The organism is Acinetobacter sp. G18, assembly GCF_052660225.1.
Window position 1 is genome coordinate 1,970,986 of sequence record NZ_CP109658.1, and the last position, 24,459, is coordinate 1,995,444.

Genomic DNA, 24,459 nt, shown 5'->3' on the forward strand with positions numbered 1-24,459 from the left:
AGAAGATTACAAAACAATATACTTTCCCGCATACTGCTTATAAATTACACTATTCCTCATAAAAAACATATAAACCCAATATTCCGATGAAATTCACTTTAAGAATTCTCGGAAATCTTTTGAAATTAATTTCATGGACTATTAATTTCAAAAAAAGCTTCTACTCAGCTTCACATCTCAATGTTTTGATACGAGATTATTTTAATTTGGAAAGTATGTTGACTATTAATGATTAGTCTAATAACTTACAAACGATTGTAAAATTTAGAGAAAATTATGGGACAAGCAAAACAACGCGGAAGCTTAGCAGAACGTATAAAATTAGCCGAAGCAAAAGCTGTAAATTTATATTCTAATGAGAAATATGAAGAATTACTTAAAGATCCAACTAACCTTAAAGTCCCAAGAATAATCGACGATAAAGTTAAAAGTTTTTGTAATCAAATTTCTAAAGTTGAACCCATTTATTTAAAAGTTACACCCGAACCAGACTCTTCATTAAACAATTGTGATATCAATGTTAGAAATAAAATTCAGAGAGATGGAGGCACATTGGTTGCAGGTTATAAAATCTGGTACTTAGAAGATGCTTATATTATGGCTGAAAGACATGCTGTTTGGAAAAATAATGAAAATGAGTTATATGAAATAAGTTTCGATTTAGAATGCAACAAAGAAATATTATTTTTGCCAGATGCAGAAGAGTTTACTGTACTTGAAGATAAATTACCTCGTATTGATATGGCTTATATAAAAAATCTTGAGAGTACAGCAAAGCGATGTAATATCGAAACGAATATTTTTTGGGAAAACCAAAAAAAACAATCCGAGGGCGCAGTAGGGATTGCGCAAACTGAAAATTACGCGGATTTTAGTAAGCGAGTCTCACCTATATCTGACGCGATGCATTTGAAAGATATATTGCCATTAGAGTTAATACAACAGACTCTTGGTAGACAGTACAATTATAAAATTAAATATTTTAGAGATTTAGAATCTATTCTACAAAATTCTGAACTTAAAGGCGCCTTTTTCGAAAACTGTGCATCAAGTTGGCACAATCACTGTATAAAAAATCAAGTACCTAAAGAACAATCTCAAATTGGTGAGTCATTCAATGCTGATAATAAAATACTTTATAAGCAAATCGAACAAAGGGTTGGGGCGCTAATCTTTGATGATTTAATCGCAACGAAAGTGTTTATTGACGATAACCCTACTCCTGTAGCTGAGCTTTTCTTATCAACCACCTTAAAAGGTCCACTAAAAATACATGATGTATGTTTTCAAAACATATTTAAACCAAAGGAAAAATACACACTTCAAAAGTATGAGGGGCTAAACGCATTTTCTCAGCTCATTATAAATGCAAAATTATACTGTACACAGCATGACATAAATCAAATAAGTCTAACAGCTGCAAATATAGACCTCATACCTTTCTTTGAGGGCCATGGCTTTATTGTCGAGGATAGTGAAGTTGCTAGAAAAGGAATATCTGTATTTAAAGCAGGAATTCCAATGCATTTATATCTATAGACTTTCTTAATTGGCACACTATACACATTCAGCGACATGAACGTTTGTTAAATCAATGGGCTGTGCATTCTGTTTTAAGGATGCACAGCAAAATCATAACTTTCATAGTGAAACGCGGTTAGCGATCCACCCGTAAAAGAATTGCTCTTGTTTTGGATTACGCTCACAGTTTTTAATATATCGTTTGCTTTATCTCATAAGAAAAAATTTTACTAATTTATAAATCTATTAATCTTATACCCCTTTTACAAGATAATTTGACGTCGTTTCTTCCTTCATGTTTTAGCTTTAAATAACTTAAAAACCTCCCTTCAAATTTCATACTCAATTCTTATCAATTTTGCTTTTAATAATATATATTCTTAATAAGAAAAAATTAATTAAATTTTTTTATTTTTCATAGACTTTATTTAATATAGGGAATAATTTTATAAATAGAAATACACAATAATAATTATTACAACCACAACAAAAGCTAGGAGATAGTCATGCCAAATGGACAAGATCTTGTAAAACTTGGTTTAACACGACTAGGCGAAAAATATGAGCACAAAGTGGTGCCCAAGGATGACCCTAATTATCATGGTCCATGGGACTGTGCAGAATTCGTTAGTTGGGTCGTATATCAAACAACACATAAACTATTTGGTTGTGCAAATAACCATGGAAATCCACATACCCAAGATGCCTATACTGGTTACTGGGTTAATGATGTAAATAAAAAACTCTTTAGTGAAACAGATTTTAAAACTGCCCTTGCTACTCCGGGAGTAATTTTACTACGAGACCCTCCTGGTCCTGGAAAAATGGGACATATAGTAATTTCTGATGGTAAAGGCAATGGAGTTCAGGCCAAAGGAAAATTATGGGGAGTCGTTAATGAAAAACTATCTGGGGGTTGGGATCATTATTTGATGATTCCAGGAGTTGAATATTCAAAGTCAAATGCTCCTGTTAGTGTTCCTGACAAACCTAAGTTTTTAACTTTAACAAATCCAGTGACCCATGGAGAAATTGTAAAAAAAATTCAAGAGATTTTAAGAGAACAAGGTTACTATCCATATGAAATCAATGGAAATTATGAACAGTCTACTATTGCAGCAGTTTGGGCTTTTCAAAATCAGAATGGATTAGTTCCTGATGGAATTGTTGGCCCCAAAACAGCAAAAAAACTTGGTATTAGTTGGTAAAATTAAAAGGAGAATGTCATGTCAAATTTTAATAATATTCAACCCAATACAATTGATGTAAATCCTAAACAAACTGAAAAGAGATCCTCTGATGTCTTATTACAAAAACTATCATCGAGTAATGAATTAATCGATGAACTAAAGAGTGATCCACTTCCCACTTTAATACGTTTAAACAATGAAGTAAAAGACGAATACCCTATCACTGGTGTGGAAAAACCATCTAAAGAAGTAAATGACGTGTTATGGAAAATAGTCATACTTGCATTTAGTGGAGTTATGTTAATTACAACAATTAGTTTATGTATTGGAGTCTTTGTGGATCATGATAATATTGCTAGTGGTACCGTATTAGCTATTTTTACATCCGTTGTCGGTTTTTTGGCTGGCCTGTTTTCGCCCAGTCCTTTAGGCAAAAGAACTAACACGAATTAACTTAAACAACCCCTCAGGGCTTGTACAAGGATCTGAATACTATCCTTATTATTCATCGTATGAGCTGTGCATCCTGATAATAAGATGCACAGCAATGTAATTACGGAAGCTATTCTTAAGCGTTTGCAATGAAAGACTTTCACATAACAATCCGATTTGCAATCCAGCCATAGAAAAACTGTTCCTGCTTTGGATTACGCTCGCAGATTTCAATGTAGCGTTGACCTTGCATAATGTTCAGAACTCGCACCAGAACTTTCTCACCTTCTTTTCCACGTTTGGCCAAGTAAGTTTTGAGAGCTCCTAAAGTGTTAGAACCATAAACGCCATCAATCTTTAAATCTGCATATCCGGCTTTACCTTCATTATTGAGCAAGTTCAAAGCACGCTGTAAAAGTGGTTTTGCAAAGCTGGTACCACAATTCACGCCTGTATCTAAAAGCTCTTCAGCAACAACTGAGCTAATCGAGTTCACCTGATCAAATCGCGGAGCTGTCCAGTACTGCTTTTTATAAATGGCTTTAGCAGTTTCAAGCGGTAAATCTTTCATGTTGCCCTTAAAACCATTTGCTCGAGCAACTACTTCAGTAATACCGTACTTTGTTGCCCCTCCTCGATCTGCTGGGTTATTAACATAGCCACCTTCGCGTTTTATCAGCTCATCAAGATATTGTTCAATATTCATTTCACTTTCCTTTAGACGTAAAAAAGCCACCCGAAGGTGGCACAGATTTTCAAGTTGGTTCATGCTTTTATAGAAGCAATGATTACATCCAACTTCCATATTAAGATTGGTATGGAAAACAAAAGAATAAATGCAACTATTGTTTGCCATAAGCCGTACTTTTCAATAGATACTTTCATAAGCTCCACTATTGGTTTAAAATGCTCCATATAGATATATCTTCTCCTTAATCTAGCTCTGGTTAAGTTGATAAAAAACCTCAGTGCGTCAACACTGAGGTTTTTGCTTTTTGATCATAGAAAACTTGGCTATGAGTTTCCTCCGGCCCGATTTCCATGTAATAAAAAACCGCCCGAAGGCGGTTGTTGAGAGAAACTTGTTACTTATATAGTTTTTTTACAAAGCTACCCCACAAATATCTTTAGTCCCTGTTGGATAAGTAAACTGCATTTTTGACTTATCGGTTACCAATTGAAGCCCAACACTTTTCCCAGTTAAAGCAGAGTTAGCAAATGGATTTTGATTAATTACGCCAGTAAAGCTAATATTCCCTAATTTGTTTTCCATAACAATATTTAGATAGCCATAGTTAGTACCATTAATTATATAACCAACTTGTTTGCTATTTTGGTTTATATAAATACCTACTCTGACCTTTCCATCAGCTGGTATTTGTACAGGAATATTTGTGCTATCAGCACTTAAAGGCGCTAGATAACCTGCACCATTTGACTTGTTAGTTACACCTAACACAGTAATAGAGTTTCCATTTATCGCGCTTGGATGATTATTTGCTTTAATAAAAATTACATTTAAGGCTAACTCTATTTTGCTCTGCGAAGAACCTGTGACTAAAAAACCGTAATTATAAACTTGCGAAGTAGTACCAAGATCGACTTGCAATTTGCTAACATCAAAAACAAATTCCTGAGCAAAAATATCTGAAGTAGTAATAGGTTTATCAATTAAAACAACATTATCTGGTGTATTAATATGATACAAGGTTTTAAATTGTGCATATTTCTTTGAGGCTAAGTATAAATCTACATTTTTATTTGAATAATAATTTATAAGATCATAACCAGACTGATTAATATTATTTACATTGGCAACTTTCTCAATATAACGGTAATTTGCTGTATTTCCAGCTACCGCTGCTTCATAAGCTTTTAAGTCCTGTAAAGTTGCATCAAAGCTATAGGTACACTCGGCAAAAGCACTACCTATTCCACTAAAACCAATTACTGTTGCTAAAATTATCTTTTTCACGGCGTTATCCTATTTTTTATTTTGAACATTTAGTATATACAAGTCTCTAAATAATTTAATTAAATCCGACAAATGACAAAAGTATATGTGTTCTAGCTAATAATACCGCCCGAAGGCGGTTAACTATTTTGAATATCATCCTTGGCTTTTTTTACTTCTTTAAGTACTTCAACAATCGTCTTACCTTCCTGCTTATCAATAAAATTGAAGATCCACCGGACCAAAGCCCAACCGGGGATGCCACAAATAAAGAAGAATCCACCCAGCGTAATCATTCCCCAAATATCTGTAATCCATTCATGTAGTCCCCACTTCACGATAATAAAAGAGCCGCCAGCCAAACTTGATACAACTGTACAAATCAGACCAACAGCCCATTCTTGTGGTGAGCGAGGCATACGTGTCATCAAAACAACTGCTGCAACTAAAGCGACTGCTAAAGTCACCATAATTGCTGCTCCATAAAATTTTAATAATGCTGTTAAACCGCTAGTGGAAACTGGTTCCATTGATATCTCCAGAAATAAAAAAATCGCTAGAAAGCGATAGTTGTTCGGTGTCCAATCCATCATTGGAGGGGTAATAAAAAAGCACCCAGTTGGGTGCTCTAAGTTCTTTCAAAGTATTAAAGGGTTTGTAAGATTTTCCCTCCATTAATCAATTTAGTTGTAAGTGGAGCAACTCCCACAATTGCAGCTCCACCTGCACCTGGTTCGCTTTCAGTTGTGCCATGGTATTGCCAGTTCCAAGTACCATCATTAGTCGACTTGGTACCACGTTGGCCCCAGCCTCCACCATCACCAGACAATGGAGATCCGTATCGATCATCTTGAAAGCGATAACCTTTGCCAGGTATTGAAGCTTCAGCATCAGTAACTTTAAAGACCAGCAAGTAACCGCCATCTAAATACCAGCGCCAGTCCTGAGTATCATTGTAAATTGGTTGCCCTGTCATAACTCGGCCGAATGGCGCACCAGCTCCACCGGGAACACCCTGCACCCCATAGCCAAGTTCAGTGTAAATCCCACTAGGAGTAGCGCCTCCACCAGACCCACCTCGGGCCAGTGTTCCGCCATCAATAATGAGGTTCAATTTGCTGTGTCGGTTCTTTAAACCTGGTGCACCTTGGAACCCATCACGGCGTGTTCTGGTAAAGCTATAATTTGGATCACTTGACCAGGCACCAAATGCCAAATGTGGCAATCCACCATCACCACCACGTCCAACGACCGAACCTTTGATCGTTAGATTGACTGTAAGGCCAGAAGGAAATTCCCCTGTATCGATCGCTGGTAATTCAGGTGCAGCAGGAACAACATACTCTTTAGTTTCTGAGTTATTCGTATGCTTATAAATCATTCGTGTTTCAGTTCTAAGCGAACTTGAACTTGAAACCAAAGCACCAGCTTCAACCACAAAACTAATTTCTCCAGTCGTTGGTAAGTCACCTCTTTGCATCTGATATAAGCGAGCTAAATTAATGTCTAGCTGGTCATATCGAATGTAAATCGGTGAATCATCTACGGGTACGTCAATGAAGTCTTTATCGTTGAGATAATAGCGCCCATCGTAATTGACTGCCGTAATCGTATTTGAGAACTTATCAACTGGATCTTTTTTAGCGACAAGGTATGGTAATGAGTCTTTTGTATCGTCATTAACAACCGTATAGATCGTATTAACAAAATCATCTGGACTTAGCTTTAATGCACCGTTTGGTAATCGGCCTAAAACTACCTTGTTCTTTGCAGATCCAGCAGTAACAGGAATAAGGTCCACTGTACCATTACCCATTTGCAGATAAATCACATAGCTCTTGCCTGCTATGAAATCGACATCATGACTCAATGTAAGGATTAAGCCCTCTTGCTGAATTACATCACCGCTTTGATGAATACCATTTCGATAATCTGCAACGGCAATCCGGTCACGTAAAACAAGTAACTCAGATTCAGGAGCAGCATCGAAAGTAATGGATTTACGTTGAAAGCGGAGCTTGTTCCAGAGCCGATATGCATTGAAATGCGCTTGCCACTTGTTCCGTACTCCTACTGATTTAACCTCTTTGGGGTTTTTGGCACCCTTATCCGGCAAGTAGATATTAATACGACTATCATCAGTCGGATCCGTGTATTCGTAGATCAGTCTATCGTAATCATCTATTACACCGAAGTCAGATCATGCTTATAACTATCAGGGATGATATTCCTGAAGTTAAAAAGCAATACTGAGTTATCCGTAGGTCGCTCAAAGTAGATTTTAAGCTTGTTGTTCTGACGATAGGCAGTACAAAACACAGCATCACAAAGATTAGTAACAAGCTCTTCAAAAGATAGGTTTGTATCATCAATAGTCGTACAGAATTCTGCTGCTAAAGGAGTTCCGAAATAATCGACAATATCGTTATAAGTACGATAGATGTTTTCGATATCAATTTCGTCGATCGTACGGCGGCCTATCTTGTCATCGAGAGCCATCGATACCAAAGCATCGGCAAAATTAGAAGTTGGAAATAGCTCGGTTGTCATTGCTCCATTTTTATAAGTCGGCAACATTCGCTAACGCTAAAATATTGATGTTATTGGCCAGCCTAGTAGATACCTAAAAAATAAGTAAATTCAACATAATTTGAACTATATAAAAAAATCACCCTAGAGTGTTTTCTTCTCAAGAAATATCTTTTATTTAAATACGACAAAGAATAAAAACATCAAACAGCAAAATACAATTATTCCCGCCATGGTATTGGTAAGATTAATATTTGAGATTTCTTGTTTGAATACTTGTTGATTTAGTTTTTCCACCTCGTCGTTTGTTGCATTAGCATGGGCTAACATTTCATCAGTCATAATGTTTAAAAATTTTTCTTGGTCATCATAATTAAATCTTTCAATAAACTCATTTTGTATATCACTCAAATCATTAGATGCTTGATATAAACTTATACCCTTTGAATTAGCTAAAGATTTCATAAGTTCGGTTCTTTGAAGAACTAATTTTCTAATATTTTCTCTGGTAAAAGGGTAAGTGACATTTACTCCAAATAATTCACCTGCATTACCTGCTTTTATGAATTCTGCATTATGGATAGAACTGTTACCTTCTACATTAAACCATTCTCTTGGTGCTGCGTTAACTTCTTCAGAATGAGTTTTTCAAAGATCCTTTTATCCTCTACTGAGATGTTTTTAAAAAATCCTTCAAAAATATCAGCTACCTCCAGGAAAGCTTGATCTTCTGTTAAAGCTTTTTCAGTTTGTAATGCAGCTTTAAATTCTAATTGTCTTTTTAAGACCTCACGCACTTCATCTCTAATGATAGGCGAATGAACATTAATTCCAAAAAGTTCCCCTAAAATTTTTTGTTCCATTAGCTTTTCCCTATGAAGTCATCCTTAAACTCAAAAACAAAACCAAATAAAACAATCTTTTTCATATCAACCAACCTTAAATAATCTTCAAATCTTGTAATAAATCTCTAGAAATTCTTTGGCTCATTTCCATCTGTTAAAAATTTAGCTTTCATAACTCCATTCCCTGTATCTGCTTCACACTCTATTTTAGCTGGCATACCATTATAAGGATTTTGAAAAATACACTTCCCCACAGCTTTATAACTCTTTTTAGTGTTAGAAGAATTAACTTCAATATAACTAACAGGCATAACTTTTTCATCATACCCTGTATTTATTTCTGAATCACCAAAGAATTTCAGTGCGAAAAAATCAGTCTCACTTTTAGAAAAGACATATATGAACAATAGGGTGCCACTTTTAAAAACAGAATGTGAAAGTATACCTTTGCACAAGTTTTCTTCTTTTGAGTTAATTAATGCTTCTGTGCATGTTCCATTCATTAAAAGATTGCTTCAGTATCCTTGGTTCTTGAAATAGAGTTCTCAGCAATAGTAAAAGGAGAAAAAAGGACTAGGTTACCTAATAAAATTATTTTTTTCATGAAATTAACCACTATTATTAATGAGACTAATTTAACAAACTGGTTACTAATTGTCACATAAAGAAAAACCACCAAAAGGTGGTTTTTTCATTCATGATATTTTAGTAATGAAGAGTAAAAAATTTCGTTAATGTTAAATTTGTAGTATCACTAATCGGATAAGGTTTACCGTTAATTATTAAAGGAAAGAATTTAGCCTTTTTACGAAATTCATCTAAGACTAGATTATCTAATTCTTGTAAGCCAGTACTTTTTCGAATCTTTGCAACAATGATGTTTCCATTATCATCTGCTTCTGAATAAATACTCAAATATCTAATTTGTCCTTTAAGATCCTCTTTTTTTACTTTGATCTCAGGAAAAAATTCAAAAATTGGTTTTCTAGAAACTTCTATAATAAATGGTTGTGTGAAACGAGAAGGATAATATACTCCATCTTTTTGATAAGGATATATACTAGCCTTTTTTACTGCTTTTTCACATTGTTTATCTACATACTCGATACCACTACTTTTAATGATAGCTGTATTTGTTATCTTGCCTCTTTTATTGGCCTCAAAAATTACTATAACTTCCCTATCATATCCTTCAAGATAAGAGGTATCTATATGTACTTGAGGAGGATTTTTCCATCGATAATAAGAAATATTATCTGTTAAATCATCATTTGAATCATTGGCATACACATTAAATGAGAAACCAAACATTAAACTTAATAAAAATTTTAAGAAAATTTTCATATTAATCCAAGAAGTAAATTATTTATTTGAAAGTATAAAAGCAATAAAATTATAAATGATTTCAAAGACATTTAACTATAAAAGTTTTTTATAAAAGCTAATCACAGCCTCAAAATCTCTAGTAATACTTTGCTCAGTGTAGTCATGAGGGGAAAGCTTCAGTAGAGCTGGCATGTACTGTGTTTTTTAGACTTCACGGTATGTCTTACAAAGGATCTCCCGCTTCCGATCGAGTGGCACATTCTGATTATTTAAATCATCGAGCATCTTTCCTATTTGTTGATCCGCACTCATGAATTGCGCTTCAACTGAAGGAGGAAGTGTTTTATTTTCCACTTGTTTAGTACAGCTAACCAAAGCTACTAGAAAAACAGATAACCCCAATGTATAAAAAAGTTTTACTAACATATTAATATTAAATACAAATTATTTTATAAAAAATTATATATTTATAATTATTTAAATTCATTATTTCTAGATGATATATATTAAAAAACCACCCGAAGGTGGTCTTTTAAATCAGGTTATGCATGTAATAGTTTCTCAGCACCTGCAGCTAAAAAAGCAGATCGAGTTTTAAATCTTTTATCTTTACCTACATTGTCATCAATCTTTCGAATTAATCGGCTTGGCAAAGTTACATTGATTTTTTCTGGTTTACCCAGATAACGACTAACATCAACTTCGGTAACGGCCCAGATCATTCCTTTAAATTCAGGATCATCAATAAATTTTACTAGTTCTGAAGCTAATGGAATCTCTTCACCATCTTCTGCCAAGATTTCTAAATGACCTGAAATAGCTTCTTTGACATTCTCAATAGCTTCTTCAAGTGTATCACCTGCACTAAAACAACCTGGAATATCAGGAACACTGACACCAAACGCCTCGGTATCTGATCCTCGTTCAATTGCAATTGGATATAACATCTCAACACTCCATGCCCTTGGCATAAACATATCGCCCACTGCGTTATGATTAGTTATAAGGGATATTGTATTTAAAGTCGGGAACAGCGAGTCAATTTAGACCCACTTGCTTCAAAATGCTTTTACCAGTTCCGTTTGGTAAATCCTTTTTAGGATGTGGGATTGTTACTAGCCCCTTTTTGGTTGGGTGTTTGAAGTGATGATGACTCCCTGTAACCCTAACCTCATACCAACCGCCTGCTTCAATCATTTTGATTAAATCCAGACTTTTCACGCCATTCCCTTTTTAACTTGTTGAGATAATTATAACCCTAGGGTTATTTTTATTAAATACCTCTAGGGTTATTTTTTAGGTGCTTAGAGTTTATTTTCTTATGTACTTCATCAATAAATAAATTATCCAAAGCAAAGATACAGTCATTAAAGATATGAGCATCAACAGGTAAATCATTATGCTCAGCATAGACATGAATAGCCTGCTGATCTAACGATAGCGGTATACCTTACTCATATCTCCTAGATCTGCAAATAGTGCTAAATGCTGAAAGAATGGACTGAGCCGCATAAGAATATTCTGGTGGCTCTGGAACAAGTCCACCTAAGAACTTGATTTGTTCGATTTCGTGCGGCGTTTTCGACGCGTAGGTTTTTTGATATTTGTAGAGTTCGAGGACTTTCCCAATATCGTCGCCTTGTCTTTATCTGCGTCTTCCTGAATCTTTTGAGCTTGATCTTTGATAAATGTCCAAATTACTAGGCTAATATCACCAAGGTTTAGTAGCTTAGAGGCATTCTCAGGTGTATAGGGCTGCTCAGTTTCAACAGTCTTACCTTCAATTTCGCCACTTCTGAGCTTCGTACAATTCCGACTTTTAAAGCCATATCTACCTCGAATAATTTGAAAATAAAAAAGCCCATGGGATTCCACGGGCCTTTATTGATTTAAACTGAATTACAAAAGAGCGCGCACAATCGTTGGGGCTGTTCGTACTTGAGCAAAGTTGATATCTAAAGTGATGATGTCATCACCACCGCCATCTGGGTGATTAGCTTCCATGACTTCTAGCTGCGGGAAGTTGAACGAGTATTTACTGCCTTTGCTGTCTTTAATGTCAAAGGCCAGCGTAAACACATCACGAGTTTTGATGGCATCAATCCAACCTGCAGCTGTGGCTGAGAACATGAAGGAAGCTTTCGCCTCAATATCCATCATCTTCTCTAAGTAAAACTCTGGTGTGTACTTGCCCGAGCCGATACAGCGAATTGCTTCAAGGTTGTTATTGATTGAAAGTGTAAGCGACTGCATACATGCTTTACCTTGAGTAGATTGACCATTCACAAGTAAATTTTCAACGTTTGGCATGCTGACCAGTGGTCGAGTTGAAGCTGCAACAGGGTTTACAACTGGGCTTGTTGTTTGGAGTGTAAATGAGCTACCTACTAAACCAAAATTATCAGTAATCTTTCCTGTCGTCTGAATGGTAATTTCACCCGTATTTACCTGCACGCCACGGTAGATAAATACCTGACCTACATCTTCAAAAACTTTAACTAACGTTAATGACTTACGGACGGTACCACCAATAGTTAAACTGTTTGTTGCCCACTTGTTGAAGGCTAAGGCACTTAAGAATAAATCAAAGGTACCAAGTGACAATTCAAACTCTAACTGACCAGCAACTTCAGATTCAGTAACAACACCACCTTGTCGATAGCGTGAATCTACAACCTCACTGCTTTCTTCTGTAGATACGTTTTCTGATAAGCCATCACTTACACGGCGAACTGTGTACCAAATTGGGTTTGCTGGAGTCGTCCCTAATACTGCTTCTTCACAAGCATATAATCGAATTTTCGCGCCTGAACTCATTTATAGTTCTCCAAAATTTAGGCATAAAAAAACCCGCTTCATGAGCGGGTCGGTAAAAATAGAGGGCGTAAAAAAAACCGCTAAATTAGCTGGTCATTACTTAGTTTCTTCTGAGAGTTCTGGCGGGGCTACGCCGACCATGGCAGCCGAAACTGCTTCTGATAAATTGGTATGTTGGAAATTAAAAGGTATTTCTGATGAATGTTCTTCTTCAGGCTCTGGTTCGCGTTCTTCATGCAATCGAATATCAATCCAGCGTGCTTCAGGAATTTCAACTGGATTTTCAAGATCTGCAACTACAGCAGCAATTTCAAAATCGAACTTACGTTTATAAGTTTTAATTGAGATGTCACCATTTTCTAGGGTGTCATACACTACAGCGACAATTGTGTTGCCGTTTGCGTCTTTGGGTACTTCGGTATACCAACCTTCTTGAGCAAAGCCTAAAGAGCTTTTAAGTAAATAGTCGCCTAAATCGACTTTCTTCAATTCAATCGGCTGTTTTTCTGCATCACTATTAAGTTCAATATGATCTTTAAATAACTTCACTACAGGAGAAGCTGACTTTAAGAATCCGTTTGCATCGACGGAAGTGTTAAAGCTTGTCTTTAAATGTCCCCATGATGACCAAACATCATTTCCTGCACCATATCGATAATAAAGAAGTCCTCCAACTACTGACTTAAACATTTGCCAAGAATAAGTTCCGTATGAGTTTGACCCCAAATATGACATTAATGATCCATAGCGATTCGGCATATTTAAAGAGTTATTTACATTACCGCCCTGCCAATCACCATTCGAAATAAATGCAAACTTGTTATCGCCGAGTGCAGCAACCCATTGGGGGACTGATACCTTGTCAAATAATTCACTAGTTTTGCTACCCGAGAATCCTTGTGTACCATTATCACCCAACCCAAGAGTTGAGCGAGCTCCTGCAGCAGTAGATGCACCTGTACCGCCTTGGTCTATAGCAAGAGCAGTTGTTAAGCCCTTAATTTGAGTAATATCACTATTCACGCCTTTTTCAGCAGCTCCAAGATTATTTCGAGCATCTGCTGCGGTTGTCGCTCCGGTACCACCTTGGGAGATAGCTGCTGTACCAATTACTTGTGAAAAGTTAGGGTCTAAATTAGGAATGCCGGATGCAAACGGCAGCATAAATTGCCGCTTCCCCTGTAAGGCATTATATGGGAGCGGTCGATGGTCCCAATTAAATTTAAATACAAGATTTGCAATTATGCTATTACCCCATCAATCACTTGGAAAGTCAAAGTTTCGGTGTGTTGTGTATTACCACTCACAACCGCTTTAATATCCATCTGACATAAACCTACAGGTCATGCGGCTGCGCTTGCTCCAGATTTCACATTAAGCCAACCTTTCTGTGTGCTTTGGCTTAAAGCTGCACAAGTCAAAGTTGCTACCGTAGTACCATCGACTAACGATTTAATTTGCGATGTGAATATATAGCTTGTTAAGTCGATGGCACGGCGTACATTATCGGGTGGATATTGCAAAGCCTCATCTGTATCAACGAGCTGCAAATTCAAGTTGAATGTGTCACCAAGCTTAAAAACAAAATTGCTCATAAGTGATTCCTGTAAAAATAAAAAAACCACCTATGAGGTCGCTATAAAAAACAATAAAAAGGATGCTAAATGCACCCTTTTAAATTACTGCAAATTAAGTTATGTGGTAAACCTCAAAACGAGCATTTGGATTTTCCAAAGAGATAGTTAACATAGATTTGTCTCTATTATCATTGGAATGATAACTAACCAAAGTTGATGTTAGATTTACCTGAGTAACGACCATAGTGTGGTCATAAATTCCATCATCATTCCAATCAGCAAAAATAATATCTCCTAATCGAATATCTGTATGTAAATACTCAGGTACGGTTCCTAAAAGACTTCTCGGTAGTTTAGTTGTTCCAAGCTCATAGCCATTAGTAAAACGATATCGTAGACCATTTGCAGTTGACCATGTTTGAGCATAACTTGTAGCAGATTTATAGTACCAACTTGAAGCTTGCGTCGATTGCAAAGAAACGGTATCTTTCCACCCACCAGCTCTTAAAGCTTGACTAGCAAAATTAGTACAATCATTAGAAAAATTTATATAATTTGCATTGCGAGACAAGGCCCATTGATAAGCATAATTAGAAGCTGACGTATAATTCCAAGGTGATTTACGCGGTGCATCAGCAAGTACAGATGTGCTTAAAATAGCAGCCATTATTATTGTAGGAAGCTTTTTTCTCATAGAAATATCCTCAAAGGAATAATTAAGTTTTTTAAATTAGCGCGTCCACTCTTTACCTAATACGCCTCCTCCCGTATTGGTATATGATTTATTCAATGTAGTAAATTTTTGTTTTATACGATCAATACTTTGTAGATAAGAAGTCCCTGCACATTTCACAGCGAATTCATCTCCTGACATAGGATTACTTAATGTATTCATGAAGTCATTTATTCTATTAATAATTGATAAATCTATTTCTTTGCGGCCAGTATTTGGATCAACCTTCATCAAATTTTCAATATCAAAGTCACTTGAGGTTAATAAAACAGGTAATTGATCAGCAGGAATATTTGGATTAAGCCGAGCCATCTCATTACGATTATAATTTTCACATTTATCTAAAATATCCGGTAAATCTGAGTCAGACAAAAAATCATTAAGATTTTTTTCAGTTTCTGGAGTTACATACGGAATTCCATCATGATCACCTTTAGCTTGGTAATCTTCAGGTTTTAAGGCTACTTCATCTGGATTGCCTTCTCCAAATCTATAATTAATTTCTTTACCATTAATTGTGAGTTTTTTATCCTTCCAATTCAGTTGTGGTTTGAATTTCTCGAACTTAACTTTTTGATTAGCCTCATTTGAAGCTATTGAATTATTCTTATTTAACTGATCTTTTATTTGCGAGCTATCTTGCTTAGAATTTACCCTATCCTCTTGATTTTTAGGATAGAGGTAATAGATAAAACCAACAATTATTAATATTGAGACAATTAACCACATAAACTTTTTATTTTGCATATTTCTCATTTATAAAAAATAATATTTGGTACTAAAATAAAATATGAAAAAAATAAAGAAAAGGATTAATCCACATTGTTTACATTTTTACATAATATTAATAAAAATAATTTAGAATTACTAATTAATTACGTAATTAATTATTAAGTTATTCTGAAAAAAATCTTTGTTTTGTTCAGCATAACTAGATTGTCCTTGTAAGCACTCAAGATGATCTTTTGTGAAAAACTCAAAATGAGCAAGTAAAGCACCGCCAAGCTCTGTTAAACCTTTGACACCAGTATGATGACGAGCAAAACACTGGACCATAATATTTCCTGTACGGCACAAGGATTGTCGGCAATCACAACTATAAAACTAGGCCCACCAGCGATCGTTAAACGACATCATAAGCCTTCTTGTGGGACCTTAAAACCTGGTACATTTGGATAATGGATTCTGTCCTGGGCAATACCAGTAAAGCTTTGCATTCGATCGATAATAGCTTGTCTTGTTTGCTCTAAAGTCATTGCCATATTAACCACCATACTTTTGAGAAATATAGTTAAAAGTAGTGTTGTAAATACCTTGTGGTGCTTGATCAGACCAACCGTTTTCTAAACGTTCAGCATATGGAAGGTTATTCTGAATATAGACCAAATTACCCAGCTTAAACTTAACGGCTTGAATAGCTGCATCTTGCACTGCATTTGTTTCAGGACCACGTACTCCATAATCATCAGATCCAATAGAAACAATGTGAGAAGCACGATAAGCGCCAGTATCAACGGGACTTGAAACGACCAAAGACTGGACAGTATCCATAGTAATTTTCTTTACTTTATCTTCTTCTGATTTAGTTACATCAAAAATAAAGTCAGTTGGCTTTTTCCCCTTCCATCCCATAAATTTCTCCATAAAAAAACCACTCAGATAAGAGTGGTTTTTTCTTTTTCAAAAAGTTCTTAATTAGTACTTCCACAAATATCAGTGGTACCTGTTGGATATGTAAACTGCATATTTGCTTTACTAGTAATTAACTGTACTGAAACGGTTTTACCTAAAAATTTAGAATTAGGGTTTGGTGATTGTAAACCCACACCATTAAAGCCAATATTTTTAAGGGCATTCTCAGCAATTAAATTAAGATATCCATAATTTGTACCATTGATGATATATCCTACTTGTTTACTAACTTGATTAAAGTAAAGTCCAACTCTAACTTTGCCATCTGAAGGTAAAGTAATAGGTATTGTTTTTTGAGCAATATCTTTAACAACTATTGAACCTGAAGAATCTCGTGTTCTAGTAATTCCAAGAAGAGAGACATAACTTCCATCTGCACGTGTTGAATCTTTATTCATTAATGCATAGCCTAGATCAATACTTATTTCATTTTTTAAATTAGAAGCACCCAAAATCTGAAAGGCCATTTGCTGAGTTTCATAACTGTCACCAAGCACAACATTTTTAAGATTTGAAGCATCAAAAACAAATTCTGTAGCTACAATATTAGTTCCTACAACCGCTTTATCTACTAGTGGAGTTTGACTAGAAGCTATACCTATAAGTTTACTAGAAGTCACAACTTGGTCTACAGGCGTACTTCCCACATAAGTAATTGTTGCTGTCCCTTTTTGCTCAGCAATACTGATTGGAAACATTAATTTTATCTGTCTTCCACCTGCTGCATTTACCGCATCGACTTGAGCCTGAGTTGCATCAAAACTATAAGTACAGGCAGCATAAGTATTTACTGAAATTCCACTGGTGATTAATAAACCCAAAATAATTTTATTCATGTAATCTTCCATTTTTATTTGAACAAGCAGTATAGCCAAGCATATAAAAATATTGATTAAAAACTGACAAGCGGTAATTTTTATTTCTTTAAAACCTTTTTATTATTTAACTTCTTGCCAGCATGTATTGCACTTGCTTAAACGGTGAAATGTACTACTCAAGCACATAATCAGTATTAACCATGGAGTACCTTTTAACTTGGCAAAGGAGTTTCGGTGGCCTCTTTACCATTAAATGATTTATGAATGAAAATGCCATCTACAGTATAGCCCATCTTCTCTTCAGCCACATCGTAACGATCAAGACTCCATGCTTTATTTTTAAGTTTGCCCTTACGACCGCCAGACCAAGGTCCACCAGCAATTTCAACTAATATGCGATGTTCAATTAAATAAAAATCAAATCGCCAATGCTTCGTTGATTTAAATTGGAATTTCTTTTCGTATTTGATTTCAAGTACATCTAAGGCTTGGGTAAATTCTTCTTCTGCTTCCAGATATTTTTGAGTTGCTTTTGGTAGTGGACGACTTTTGGGTTTTGTTCTTGGTTCTTTTTTTTGTGTAAGCCAAAAGTATTCAGTAGCTTCCATATTTCACCCATAAAAAAACCACCCCAAGGTGGTTTTTAAATATTAAAACTATCACAGCAACTTCTTATAATTTTGCTTACCGCACTCATAAGGTGTACCAATTAATTGTTTAGCAATATCAAGATAGGACTGATTTTCTTTTTCTAATTTCAGATTCAATTGTTCACGGGTGGTTTTCTCTTTTGCTAATTCTTGAGATTGTTCAAAATTATCATTATAAAATTTTTTAATCTGCTCATTTGCCTTAGCAAGATCACAAACTGAATTTGTAAGTTCCAACTGCTCTTTAAAGTTAAGTTGTCTTTCCTCTGATAGCATTCCCAATGCTTGAAATCTATTGATAGCATCTGCACGTGCATCAAATAGCTCAGTGGCCTCTGTTAAAAACTCTAATTTTGATTTTGGATATGCCTGACATGAAACAAGTCCCAAAAGTAATAAACTTATTGCTAAATGCAATTTCATATTAATCAACACTATAAGGAGATAGATTTATTGATAAAGTATATCGCTAAAGAGGAAAATAGTTTTAAAACAAATAATTTTTAAAATCATTACAGTAAGTGTTTATAACTCTGCTTACCACATTCATAGGGTGTATCCTTTACTTCTTCTAATTCTTCAAGTAATTTTTGTCGTTCAGGTGGGAAAAGAGTTATAACTTCCTCATCTTTCAATCCAAAAAATGCTTTATTTAACTTCATGAATTCTATTAGGGGTTCTTGTGCCTTCCCTAGTTCACAGTAAAGATCAGCCAACTTCATTTGATCTTTAAAATTAGCTTGTCCTATCGTATGAATTTCACTTATGTAATTTATTAAATTTTGATCAGCAATTCGATAATTTTCCATCAATTTTGCATAAACTTCAATTTTCTCTTTGCCTAGTTTTTCAGCATGCAGATATGTTGAACTACAAATAATAATAAAAAGGAAAATTGAAAATAACTTCATTAATATTATTCTTAAAAATTTATTGGATATGAATTATAAACCAAAAGCCCCGCCAATAATCGATATTTAGCGGGACTTCTTGTGCCGTAATTGGTCTGGCAAATTAAAAATTAGCTAAAATAACTATCTACTTTAGCTTTCACTTTGGGATCTAAATCTTCTTGCATAAAGAAACAATCCCGATATTTTTCAATCAAAAAGTGTAAAAATTTCTGTTTATCCGGAACAGTATGTGCCAATATAATTTGCGATGAAGCTGTAATTAAATTATTAGATTGCCTCATTAATGTCATCACAAGGTTCTCATCAAAACCTATTTTATCGCGAGTAAAAGAATGTTTACCTGTATGAACAAATGAGTTCAGCTGGTTGAGATGATACTTTTTAAATTCAACTAACATATTAATTACAGGTTTGGCTGGTAAATCAGCACTATGAAGCATTTCCAACATTTCACTTAAGGATGGGAATTTATCTTTTATAAACTGCTCCTCAAAAATATAACTAAAACTTGACTTAGATATTTGATGATCAGATGCCAAAAACAATAGCCATTAAGCTCGTACTGCAGACTCAAACTGTGAACGGAATAAAACCATTGCTTGAATTGGCATATCTAATGTCAATAATGTATTAACCCCTATTCCATGCTCAAATGAAATATAAACACTTTGTTCAACCAAGTCTAACCGTGGTCCACAATCAGTCACTTCGCTATTAATAATCTCGTCTTTAAGTTCTAAAATCATGTTTAAAGATTTTTCTAAAAGGATCCCCGTTTCATAAATTTCCAATCTAAATTATTGTAATGAAATCAAATTATAAATTAAAAAACCCGCTTTCAAATAGAAACGGGCCATAAAAACAAAAAACTTTCAGCGCAGTATTTGATACTGATAATACAAATTAAAATATGTATTTACAATATATTTTAAGAATATAAGTGTTGGAATAGGATGTTAGCCAACCACGTATTAAATGCTTGCTTTGAGACGAAAGAAGGAGCTTGGAATAGATCGATATCAACATTTAAATCATGATGACATACAACTTTATATTTTCCACCACCTAAAATAATGATGTTCGTATAAGGATATTTCAATATTGTTAATGCATGGCCTAAAAATTTAGCTTGCTTTTCTTTATCGTGCTGACACGTCTTAAATTCGTGTGAATTTACGAAGAGATCATATTCTCGATCTATTGTTGCCTTAATTTGCGTAAGTTCCACTTCGATCTCCTTATTATTGGAAATCTTTTTATAACATATAAAAACTCACTATTAGGGAGGTCTTAAGTTAAAAATTGATATCGATGTTATCGAAAACAGATGATGCAAAATCAACTATATCTTTTCCGATTTCTACAATTAAATTTTTAACTTCAACTAGATCAGGATTAACATAATTAAGCACCGAGTTTTCTTGCTTTTGCTCATTCTCGGTATCTAATTGCTCAACATTATTAATCTGTTCATTTTGATTTTGCATTAGGTTAATTATTCCTCAAAAGTCTGAAATTCCGGAGGAGCAAATAATGCCGTCTTATCCTTTGTGCAAATTCTTTCAATTCTCAAGCCAAAATCTGTAGCCGCTTTTTGTTTTTCATCTTCTTTTGTATATAGAGGTGTGTCATAAGCCAAACCACTTACATGACCAAAAAAGTTATTGATATGGTAATTGATTATCATATTTTCCTTATCTTGGTCCAAAGGAATCATTAGCTTTTCAAGCAAATCAAGAGGCTTAATACCTGTCTGCCTTTCTAACATGATTTGATATGCTGCACTGTTAAGCTTTTCACAGACCGTTGATTCTTTTTCTTCAGCATGCAAAAGACTTCCAACTGACATTAAAATTACTATAGCTATTAGTCTCACTCACCTATCTCCAAATATATAAATCAGTAGCACAATCTCAGCTAATGGGATCTCTTACTTGTGTTTGCTAAGGTGATCAAAAGCTGCTTGTGCAGCCTCACCAATATCTTCAAATAATTTGTTGATCATTTTTTATTTTCGATGCTAGTTTATTTTTGATTATAACAAAAAAAGCCCACCAAATGATGAGCTTTAATACTACTAGTGCTTTACTTACCCATAGTTTAATTAACTTTCTTAAATGAACTTAATAAATATTAAGGAGGTTAACTTCTCATTACTAAATACATTCCATCCATTACATTAATAATTAAGCAGAAAATTTTTTATCCGAATAATCAGGTTTTTAATGAATAGATTAGGGCCTAATCATGGTAAAGGCGTTAAAATATAAAACTTTAATTACTGTGACCAACCTACGAGTCCAATAAAGATGAAGAAAAAGATGTTGTTTATAGGAAGTATATTGTTGACTTCTTTATCTACCTCAGCTGCACCATTAAAGTTACCCGATGACTGGACTCAAAATACTCAGCCATTTCAAATTACTGAAAATATATACTATGTAGGTACTCATGGTCTTGCAGCTTATTTGTTAGCTTCTGGTCACCAAGCCCTATTGATAGATACGGGCCTTCCAGAAAATACAGAGAAAATAGAGCAGAACATTAAACAATTAGGTTTTAAGTTATCAGATGTAAAAATTATGGTTACGAGCCATGCTCATTGGGACCATGTAGGTGCACTTGCACGCATTAAACAAGATACTGGTGCTAAATTAATTACAATGCAGCAGGATGTTAAGGCTTTAGAAATAGGAAAACCTATAGGTGAAAACACCTTCCAAACTATTCCTTTTACTCCAGTTAAAGTTGATAAAGTCATTCACGATGGAGAAGTAGTTAAACTAGGTAAATTTAAACTTAAAGCCACGCTTACTCCTGGACATACCCCAGGTTGTACAACTTGGTCAACTGAAGTTAAATCTAACGATAAGAACCTAACAGTTGTTTTCCCTTGCAGTCTCTCTGTTGCTGGCAATGTTTTACAAAATAATCATCAGTATCCTAATATTGTTGCAGATTATCGTAAGAGTTTTGAGCGTTTGAAAAACATGAAGGCAGATATTGTGCTTACTAGTCATCCAGAAGTTGCAGATGTCTTGGGCAATAAGGCGCGTAAAGACGCTGGACAAACCAATGCATTTATTCAACCAGAAAAACTTTCTAGTATTGTAAAAGATGCGGAAATGGCGTTTGAAAAATCACTAGTTAGTAGTCATCCATAAACATTAAGTTGTCATATTTATATTTGATAAAAATTTAAAAGCCCTGATGATGCAGGGCTTTTTTAGAAGCTGTAATATAATCGCCCTTTACTATTTTCTTTTTCGAGTTATATCTAAACAAAAATTATAATATTGATTAAACTTGATATTGATCCGCTTTCAAATTGGGTTGATCTACAAGTAACTCAATAAAAGATGGAATTGATGTAGTGTTAAGCAAATATGGATTAAATTCATCAACATGATGATGAAAAAAGAAATCTTTTATTTTTGTATTGATAGGAGCAAATTTCATACTCCAATGTTTAAATAACCGTTGTTCAGATGGTTCCAAAAAGATGATTTCGCAGTTTTGATGCCTCGAATCTTTCAAAATTGATTTATAGAACAGCGCCTCAACTTGTTCTTTCTCACCTTCTAAGTATTGTAAGAAGTAACCATTACCATAGTAAAGCACACCAGTAATGTCATTTTTAGAATTAAATTTGACAGCTTCTGTAAGAATATCAATTAAATCTTGTTTTATTTGACTATGTTCACTATTGGTTTTACTTGCATACATAAAGCCTATTAAACTCATAGCGATAACTCGAAGATAAATGTCAATGGTGCATTCTGACACTTACATTCTATCCTTACAATGCGGCCTACTTAAAACCTTGTATTTCAAAAGTAAAGATTATTATCATTTTGAAAATGACAAACTTTAACAAGCAGAAATCTTTTGTAAATGAATGCCAACTTAATCAACTAAACAGATACTTTTAATTTTAGTAAAATTAAACTGTCTTTAATTTGTGGATGTCTAATGGAGAACCATGAAATCACTCTTCAAGACGAACATCATAAACAATTTAAGATTGTCAAAGTTCAAGATGTTCGTTTTGATAGTAATACACTGACTCATAGTTACCAATGGTTATGGGTATTTGATCATAGTTCAGAGTTTTTCCCATTTGAACTATGGGATCAACTTGACAATGCCACCATTCATCAAAAAATAAGACTGAATAATCAGGTCTTTAAGATTATCAAGATTCTGACAAATAAAACCAAACTACGGTATTCCTGAGTAAACATTTTTTCTCATATGTTTTAGATAAAATTACTAATTTATTCATTTGCGGTACGTAGCCATGGCGTAACTGTTAACCCAGTAAGTACTCCTTCAGGACTTAAAAAGCGAGTAACTGACTGCCCCCATGGTTCTAAACGATTATTTACCAGTAGTTGATATCCTTTAGAAATCATATGAGCTGAAGCTTGATTAATATCCTCAACTTCAAACTCAATCCAACTTTGAGGAACAGTAAACTCGTCGGGCCATTCTTTTCGACCAAAGCAGGACTCTGCTGCTTGATGTAATGGCCACAGTGCAAAGTGTTTTACACCGCCAAGCTCGCCATCTTCTGTACTCATATAAGATTCATTACCTTCCATCGCTTTTATTGGAAGGTTTAATGTGTCTTGATAGAGTGCTTTACTCTCTTCATTAACTCTTGTAATTGGTCCAAATCCAGCAACAAAAAGTACTTTGATAGGAGACATTTTTAATAACTCATTTTTATAAAGTAATAGATTCTTTTATACTTGAAATAATTCATTTTTTAAACATTAATTATTTTCTTGCTAATTTATGCCTAAATATTTTAAGGATCCTCTTATCACTATCATCACGTCAAACATACATAATTTATTTTCTGATTTTTAAAAATGATCATTACTATTTATTTTAGAAGAAATTTTAGAAAAAATTGCCCAGAGAATGTTTAAATATGCCGACAAAAAAACCTCGCCAATGCGAGGCTTAAATGTTCTAAAATTTATTTACTCAGAAGCTTCTCAACATTCTTTTCAATTAATTTTTTACTTTGATTATTCATTAAATAAAAGTAAAAAATTAATCCAAAAAATACTGCTGCATAAAGAATAATCACCCATATGTACTTCAATATATTTTCAAATAACATATGATTCATCATGTCTACATCAATATTAATTCCAAAATTATGTACATATCGACTTAAGAACAAGGCAATACAATAAATTAAGATAGGAACTGCAAGAATTCCTGTCCAGATGTTAATTTTGTTTTTCTTAACTTCCAGTTTCTCAAAGTCATCTTCACCAAAATATTTTTCAATCTCAATAATTTGTTTGTTTAAATCATCTTTTAAAGAGATAGGTAATCTCCTATCTTTAATATGATATTGAACGTCTTTTAATATTTCCGCATTTTCCAGAGATTCACCTAAAATTCTTAAATTTCCCATAAATAACCATAATGTAATCAGTAA

General features: G+C 34.3%; 28 protein-coding genes and 6 pseudogenes. 5 read left to right on the top strand and 29 right to left on the bottom strand.

Translation table 11 applies throughout. The features are described from left to right. Positions 1 to 276 precede the first annotated feature (276 nt). From NE363_RS09370 to NE363_RS09380, 3 genes are all read left to right on the top strand, one after another. Positions 277 to 1,539, top strand: coding sequence for a hypothetical protein (locus NE363_RS09370; RefSeq protein WP_445534898.1), 1,263 nt, complete (start codon positions 277 to 279; stop codon positions 1,537 to 1,539). Between the two features lie 488 nt (positions 1,540 to 2,027). Next, positions 2,028 to 2,729 (top strand): peptidoglycan-binding domain-containing protein, encoded by a 702-nt coding sequence (locus NE363_RS09375; RefSeq protein ID WP_445534899.1) that lies wholly within the window; start codon positions 2,028 to 2,030, stop codon positions 2,727 to 2,729. 18 nt (positions 2,730 to 2,747) lie between these two features. Continuing rightward, positions 2,748 to 3,164, top strand: coding sequence for a hypothetical protein (locus NE363_RS09380; RefSeq protein ID WP_445534900.1), 417 nt, complete (start codon positions 2,748 to 2,750; stop codon positions 3,162 to 3,164). Positions 3,165 to 3,303: 139 nt separating this feature from the next. Here NE363_RS09380 and NE363_RS09385 read toward each other — a convergent pair whose 3' ends face one another. The 26 genes and pseudogenes from NE363_RS09385 to NE363_RS09510 form a co-directional block, all read right to left on the bottom strand. Continuing rightward, complete coding sequence (locus NE363_RS09385; RefSeq protein WP_445534901.1) at positions 3,304 to 3,849, bottom strand: glycoside hydrolase family 108 protein; 546 nt, start codon at positions 3,847 to 3,849, stop codon at positions 3,304 to 3,306. A gap of 396 nt (positions 3,850 to 4,245) precedes the next feature. Then, on the bottom strand, positions 4,246 to 5,118 hold the full coding sequence (locus NE363_RS09390; protein WP_445534902.1) for a DUF4882 family protein: 873 nt from the start codon (positions 5,116 to 5,118) through the stop codon (positions 4,246 to 4,248). Between the two features lie 119 nt (positions 5,119 to 5,237). Further along, entirely contained in the window at positions 5,238 to 5,627 is a 390-nt protein-coding gene (locus NE363_RS09395) for a hypothetical protein (protein ID WP_445406172.1), read from the bottom strand. A 116-nt stretch (positions 5,628 to 5,743) separates the two neighbouring features. Next, positions 5,744 to 7,677 (bottom strand): annotated as a pseudogene (locus NE363_RS09400) (host specificity factor TipJ family phage tail protein); the annotation flags it as partial. A 123-nt stretch (positions 7,678 to 7,800) separates the two neighbouring features. After that, entirely contained in the window at positions 7,801 to 8,091 is a 291-nt protein-coding gene (locus NE363_RS09405; protein ID WP_445534903.1) for a hypothetical protein, read from the bottom strand. A 131-nt stretch (positions 8,092 to 8,222) separates the two neighbouring features. After that, positions 8,223 to 8,489, bottom strand: coding sequence for a hypothetical protein (locus tag NE363_RS09410; protein ID WP_445534904.1), 267 nt, complete (start codon positions 8,487 to 8,489; stop codon positions 8,223 to 8,225). 107 nt (positions 8,490 to 8,596) lie between these two features. After that, positions 8,597 to 8,974: a hypothetical protein gene (locus NE363_RS09415; protein ID WP_445534905.1), complete on the bottom strand. Its 378-nt coding sequence runs from the start codon at positions 8,972 to 8,974 to the stop codon at positions 8,597 to 8,599. A gap of 202 nt (positions 8,975 to 9,176) precedes the next feature. Then, a complete protein-coding gene (locus NE363_RS09420) occupies positions 9,177 to 9,815 on the bottom strand; it encodes a TonB family protein (RefSeq protein WP_445534906.1) in 639 nt (212 codons plus the stop codon). 524 nt (positions 9,816 to 10,339) lie between these two features. Continuing rightward, on the bottom strand, positions 10,340 to 10,744 hold the full coding sequence (locus NE363_RS09425) for a type II toxin-antitoxin system HicB family antitoxin (protein ID WP_445534907.1): 405 nt from the start codon (positions 10,742 to 10,744) through the stop codon (positions 10,340 to 10,342). A gap of 91 nt (positions 10,745 to 10,835) precedes the next feature. Beyond that, a complete protein-coding gene (locus tag NE363_RS09430; protein ID WP_445534908.1) occupies positions 10,836 to 11,018 on the bottom strand; it encodes a type II toxin-antitoxin system HicA family toxin in 183 nt (60 codons plus the stop codon). A 324-nt stretch (positions 11,019 to 11,342) separates the two neighbouring features. Further along, positions 11,343 to 11,582: pseudogene (locus NE363_RS09435) on the bottom strand (hypothetical protein); the annotation flags it as partial. A 114-nt stretch (positions 11,583 to 11,696) separates the two neighbouring features. After that, a complete protein-coding gene (locus NE363_RS09440) occupies positions 11,697 to 12,614 on the bottom strand; it encodes a phage tail tube protein (protein ID WP_445534909.1) in 918 nt (305 codons plus the stop codon). A gap of 96 nt (positions 12,615 to 12,710) precedes the next feature. Next, positions 12,711 to 13,856 carry a phage tail fiber protein gene (locus tag NE363_RS09445; RefSeq protein WP_445536374.1) on the bottom strand — a complete coding sequence of 382 codons (1,146 nt, stop codon included), beginning with the start codon at positions 13,854 to 13,856 and terminating at the stop codon, positions 12,711 to 12,713. Further along, a pseudogene (locus NE363_RS09450) lies at positions 13,856 to 14,209 on the bottom strand (hypothetical protein). Before NE363_RS09450 ends, NE363_RS09445 begins: the two are co-directional and overlap by 1 nt. Before the next feature lie 94 nt (positions 14,210 to 14,303). Continuing rightward, the gene (locus NE363_RS09455; protein ID WP_309167015.1) at positions 14,304 to 14,885 is read right to left on the bottom strand and encodes an amidase domain-containing protein; all 582 of its coding nucleotides are present in this window, start codon (positions 14,883 to 14,885) and stop codon (positions 14,304 to 14,306) included. A gap of 36 nt (positions 14,886 to 14,921) precedes the next feature. Then, positions 14,922 to 15,671: a hypothetical protein gene (locus NE363_RS09460; protein WP_445534910.1), complete on the bottom strand. Its 750-nt coding sequence runs from the start codon at positions 15,669 to 15,671 to the stop codon at positions 14,922 to 14,924. Positions 15,672 to 15,791: 120 nt separating this feature from the next. Continuing rightward, positions 15,792 to 16,186, bottom strand: a pseudogene (locus NE363_RS09465) (hypothetical protein). A 1-nt stretch (position 16,187) separates the two neighbouring features. Beyond that, positions 16,188 to 16,556, bottom strand: coding sequence for an HK97 gp10 family phage protein (locus tag NE363_RS09470; protein ID WP_445534911.1), 369 nt, complete (start codon positions 16,554 to 16,556; stop codon positions 16,188 to 16,190). A gap of 59 nt (positions 16,557 to 16,615) precedes the next feature. Next, complete coding sequence (locus NE363_RS09475) at positions 16,616 to 17,452, bottom strand: DUF4882 family protein (RefSeq protein ID WP_445534912.1); 837 nt, start codon at positions 17,450 to 17,452, stop codon at positions 16,616 to 16,618. Between the two features lie 260 nt (positions 17,453 to 17,712). Beyond that, positions 17,713 to 18,042: pseudogene (locus NE363_RS09480) on the bottom strand (hypothetical protein); the annotation flags it as partial. 51 nt (positions 18,043 to 18,093) lie between these two features. Continuing rightward, on the bottom strand, positions 18,094 to 18,507 hold the full coding sequence (locus NE363_RS09485; protein WP_445534913.1) for a hypothetical protein: 414 nt from the start codon (positions 18,505 to 18,507) through the stop codon (positions 18,094 to 18,096). An 89-nt stretch (positions 18,508 to 18,596) separates the two neighbouring features. Further along, on the bottom strand, positions 18,597 to 18,995 hold the full coding sequence (locus NE363_RS09490) for a hypothetical protein (protein WP_445534914.1): 399 nt from the start codon (positions 18,993 to 18,995) through the stop codon (positions 18,597 to 18,599). Between the two features lie 110 nt (positions 18,996 to 19,105). After that, a pseudogene (locus NE363_RS09495) lies at positions 19,106 to 19,744 on the bottom strand (DUF6988 family protein). Between the two features lie 182 nt (positions 19,745 to 19,926). Beyond that, entirely contained in the window at positions 19,927 to 20,226 is a 300-nt protein-coding gene (locus tag NE363_RS09500; RefSeq protein WP_445534915.1) for a hypothetical protein, read from the bottom strand. 67 nt (positions 20,227 to 20,293) lie between these two features. Further along, the gene (locus tag NE363_RS09505; protein WP_445534916.1) at positions 20,294 to 20,485 is read right to left on the bottom strand and encodes a hypothetical protein; all 192 of its coding nucleotides are present in this window, start codon (positions 20,483 to 20,485) and stop codon (positions 20,294 to 20,296) included. Positions 20,486 to 20,493: 8 nt separating this feature from the next. Next, positions 20,494 to 20,847: a hypothetical protein gene (locus NE363_RS09510; RefSeq protein ID WP_445536375.1), complete on the bottom strand. Its 354-nt coding sequence runs from the start codon at positions 20,845 to 20,847 to the stop codon at positions 20,494 to 20,496. 460 nt (positions 20,848 to 21,307) lie between these two features. On the opposite strand from NE363_RS09510, the gene bla reads away from it, so the two are divergent. Next, positions 21,308 to 22,162: a putative subclass B3 metallo-beta-lactamase gene (gene bla / locus NE363_RS09515; RefSeq protein ID WP_445534917.1), complete on the top strand. Its 855-nt coding sequence runs from the start codon at positions 21,308 to 21,310 to the stop codon at positions 22,160 to 22,162. 136 nt (positions 22,163 to 22,298) lie between these two features. On the opposite strand, the gene NE363_RS09520 is transcribed toward bla, so the two are convergent. Then, positions 22,299 to 22,742, bottom strand: coding sequence for a BLUF domain-containing protein (locus NE363_RS09520; RefSeq protein ID WP_052319520.1), 444 nt, complete (start codon positions 22,740 to 22,742; stop codon positions 22,299 to 22,301). A gap of 228 nt (positions 22,743 to 22,970) precedes the next feature. Between NE363_RS09520 and NE363_RS09525 the strand changes: the two genes are divergently transcribed. Next, the gene (locus NE363_RS09525; protein WP_445534918.1) at positions 22,971 to 23,234 is read left to right on the top strand and encodes a hypothetical protein; all 264 of its coding nucleotides are present in this window, start codon (positions 22,971 to 22,973) and stop codon (positions 23,232 to 23,234) included. A 41-nt stretch (positions 23,235 to 23,275) separates the two neighbouring features. Here NE363_RS09525 and NE363_RS09530 read toward each other — a convergent pair whose 3' ends face one another. Together NE363_RS09530 and NE363_RS09535 are read right to left on the bottom strand one after the other, a co-directional pair. Then, positions 23,276 to 23,710 (bottom strand): glyoxalase, encoded by a 435-nt coding sequence (locus NE363_RS09530; protein WP_445534919.1) that lies wholly within the window; start codon positions 23,708 to 23,710, stop codon positions 23,276 to 23,278. Positions 23,711 to 23,985: 275 nt separating this feature from the next. Beyond that, the gene (locus NE363_RS09535; protein WP_445534920.1) at positions 23,986 to 24,435 is read right to left on the bottom strand and encodes a DUF6097 family protein; all 450 of its coding nucleotides are present in this window, start codon (positions 24,433 to 24,435) and stop codon (positions 23,986 to 23,988) included. Positions 24,436 to 24,459: the final 24 nt, after the last annotated feature.

Excerpts from the sequence above, each read along its gene's own strand:
- NE363_RS09520 (WP_052319520.1), bottom strand. The coding sequence starts at position 22,742 with ATGAGTTTAATAGGCTTTATGTATGCAAGTAAAACCAATAGTGAACAT.
- NE363_RS09405 (WP_445534903.1), bottom strand. The coding sequence starts at position 8,091 with ATGAAATCTTTAGCTAATTCAAAGGGTATAAGTTTATATCAAGCATCT.
- NE363_RS09455 (WP_309167015.1), bottom strand. The coding sequence starts at position 14,885 with ATGAGAAAAAAGCTTCCTACAATAATAATGGCTGCTATTTTAAGCACA.
- NE363_RS09425 (WP_445534907.1), bottom strand. The coding sequence starts at position 10,744 with ATGTTATATCCAATTGCAATTGAACGAGGATCAGATACCGAGGCGTTT.
- NE363_RS09415 (WP_445534905.1), bottom strand. The coding sequence starts at position 8,974 with ATGAATGGAACATGCACAGAAGCATTAATTAACTCAAAAGAAGAAAAC.
- NE363_RS09375 (WP_445534899.1), top strand. The coding sequence starts at position 2,028 with ATGCCAAATGGACAAGATCTTGTAAAACTTGGTTTAACACGACTAGGC.
- NE363_RS09490 (WP_445534914.1), bottom strand. The coding sequence starts at position 18,995 with ATGAAGTTATTTTCAATTTTCCTTTTTATTATTATTTGTAGTTCAACA.
- NE363_RS09510 (WP_445536375.1), bottom strand. The coding sequence starts at position 20,847 with ATGTCAGTTGGAAGTCTTTTGCATGCTGAAGAAAAAGAATCAACGGTC.
- NE363_RS09460 (WP_445534910.1), bottom strand. The coding sequence starts at position 15,671 with ATGCAAAATAAAAAGTTTATGTGGTTAATTGTCTCAATATTAATAATT.
- bla (WP_445534917.1), top strand. The coding sequence starts at position 21,308 with ATGAAGAAAAAGATGTTGTTTATAGGAAGTATATTGTTGACTTCTTTA.
- NE363_RS09420 (WP_445534906.1), bottom strand. The coding sequence starts at position 9,815 with ATGAAAATTTTCTTAAAATTTTTATTAAGTTTAATGTTTGGTTTCTCA.
- NE363_RS09535 (WP_445534920.1), bottom strand. The coding sequence starts at position 24,435 with ATGGGAAATTTAAGAATTTTAGGTGAATCTCTGGAAAATGCGGAAATA.
- NE363_RS09385 (WP_445534901.1), bottom strand. The coding sequence starts at position 3,849 with ATGAATATTGAACAATATCTTGATGAGCTGATAAAACGCGAAGGTGGC.
- NE363_RS09475 (WP_445534912.1), bottom strand. The coding sequence starts at position 17,452 with ATGAATAAAATTATTTTGGGTTTATTAATCACCAGTGGAATTTCAGTA.
- NE363_RS09485 (WP_445534913.1), bottom strand. The coding sequence starts at position 18,507 with ATGAAATTGCATTTAGCAATAAGTTTATTACTTTTGGGACTTGTTTCA.
- NE363_RS09380 (WP_445534900.1), top strand. The coding sequence starts at position 2,748 with ATGTCAAATTTTAATAATATTCAACCCAATACAATTGATGTAAATCCT.
- NE363_RS09505 (WP_445534916.1), bottom strand. The coding sequence starts at position 20,485 with ATGCAAAATCAAAATGAACAGATTAATAATGTTGAGCAATTAGATACC.
- NE363_RS09530 (WP_445534919.1), bottom strand. The coding sequence starts at position 23,710 with ATGTCTCCTATCAAAGTACTTTTTGTTGCTGGATTTGGACCAATTACA.
- NE363_RS09410 (WP_445534904.1), bottom strand. The coding sequence starts at position 8,489 with ATGGAACAAAAAATTTTAGGGGAACTTTTTGGAATTAATGTTCATTCG.
- NE363_RS09370 (WP_445534898.1), top strand. The coding sequence starts at position 277 with ATGGGACAAGCAAAACAACGCGGAAGCTTAGCAGAACGTATAAAATTA.
- NE363_RS09525 (WP_445534918.1), top strand. The coding sequence starts at position 22,971 with ATGGAGAACCATGAAATCACTCTTCAAGACGAACATCATAAACAATTT.
- NE363_RS09470 (WP_445534911.1), bottom strand. The coding sequence starts at position 16,556 with ATGGGATGGAAGGGGAAAAAGCCAACTGACTTTATTTTTGATGTAACT.
- NE363_RS09440 (WP_445534909.1), bottom strand. The coding sequence starts at position 12,614 with ATGAGTTCAGGCGCGAAAATTCGATTATATGCTTGTGAAGAAGCAGTA.
- NE363_RS09395 (WP_445406172.1), bottom strand. The coding sequence starts at position 5,627 with ATGGAACCAGTTTCCACTAGCGGTTTAACAGCATTATTAAAATTTTAT.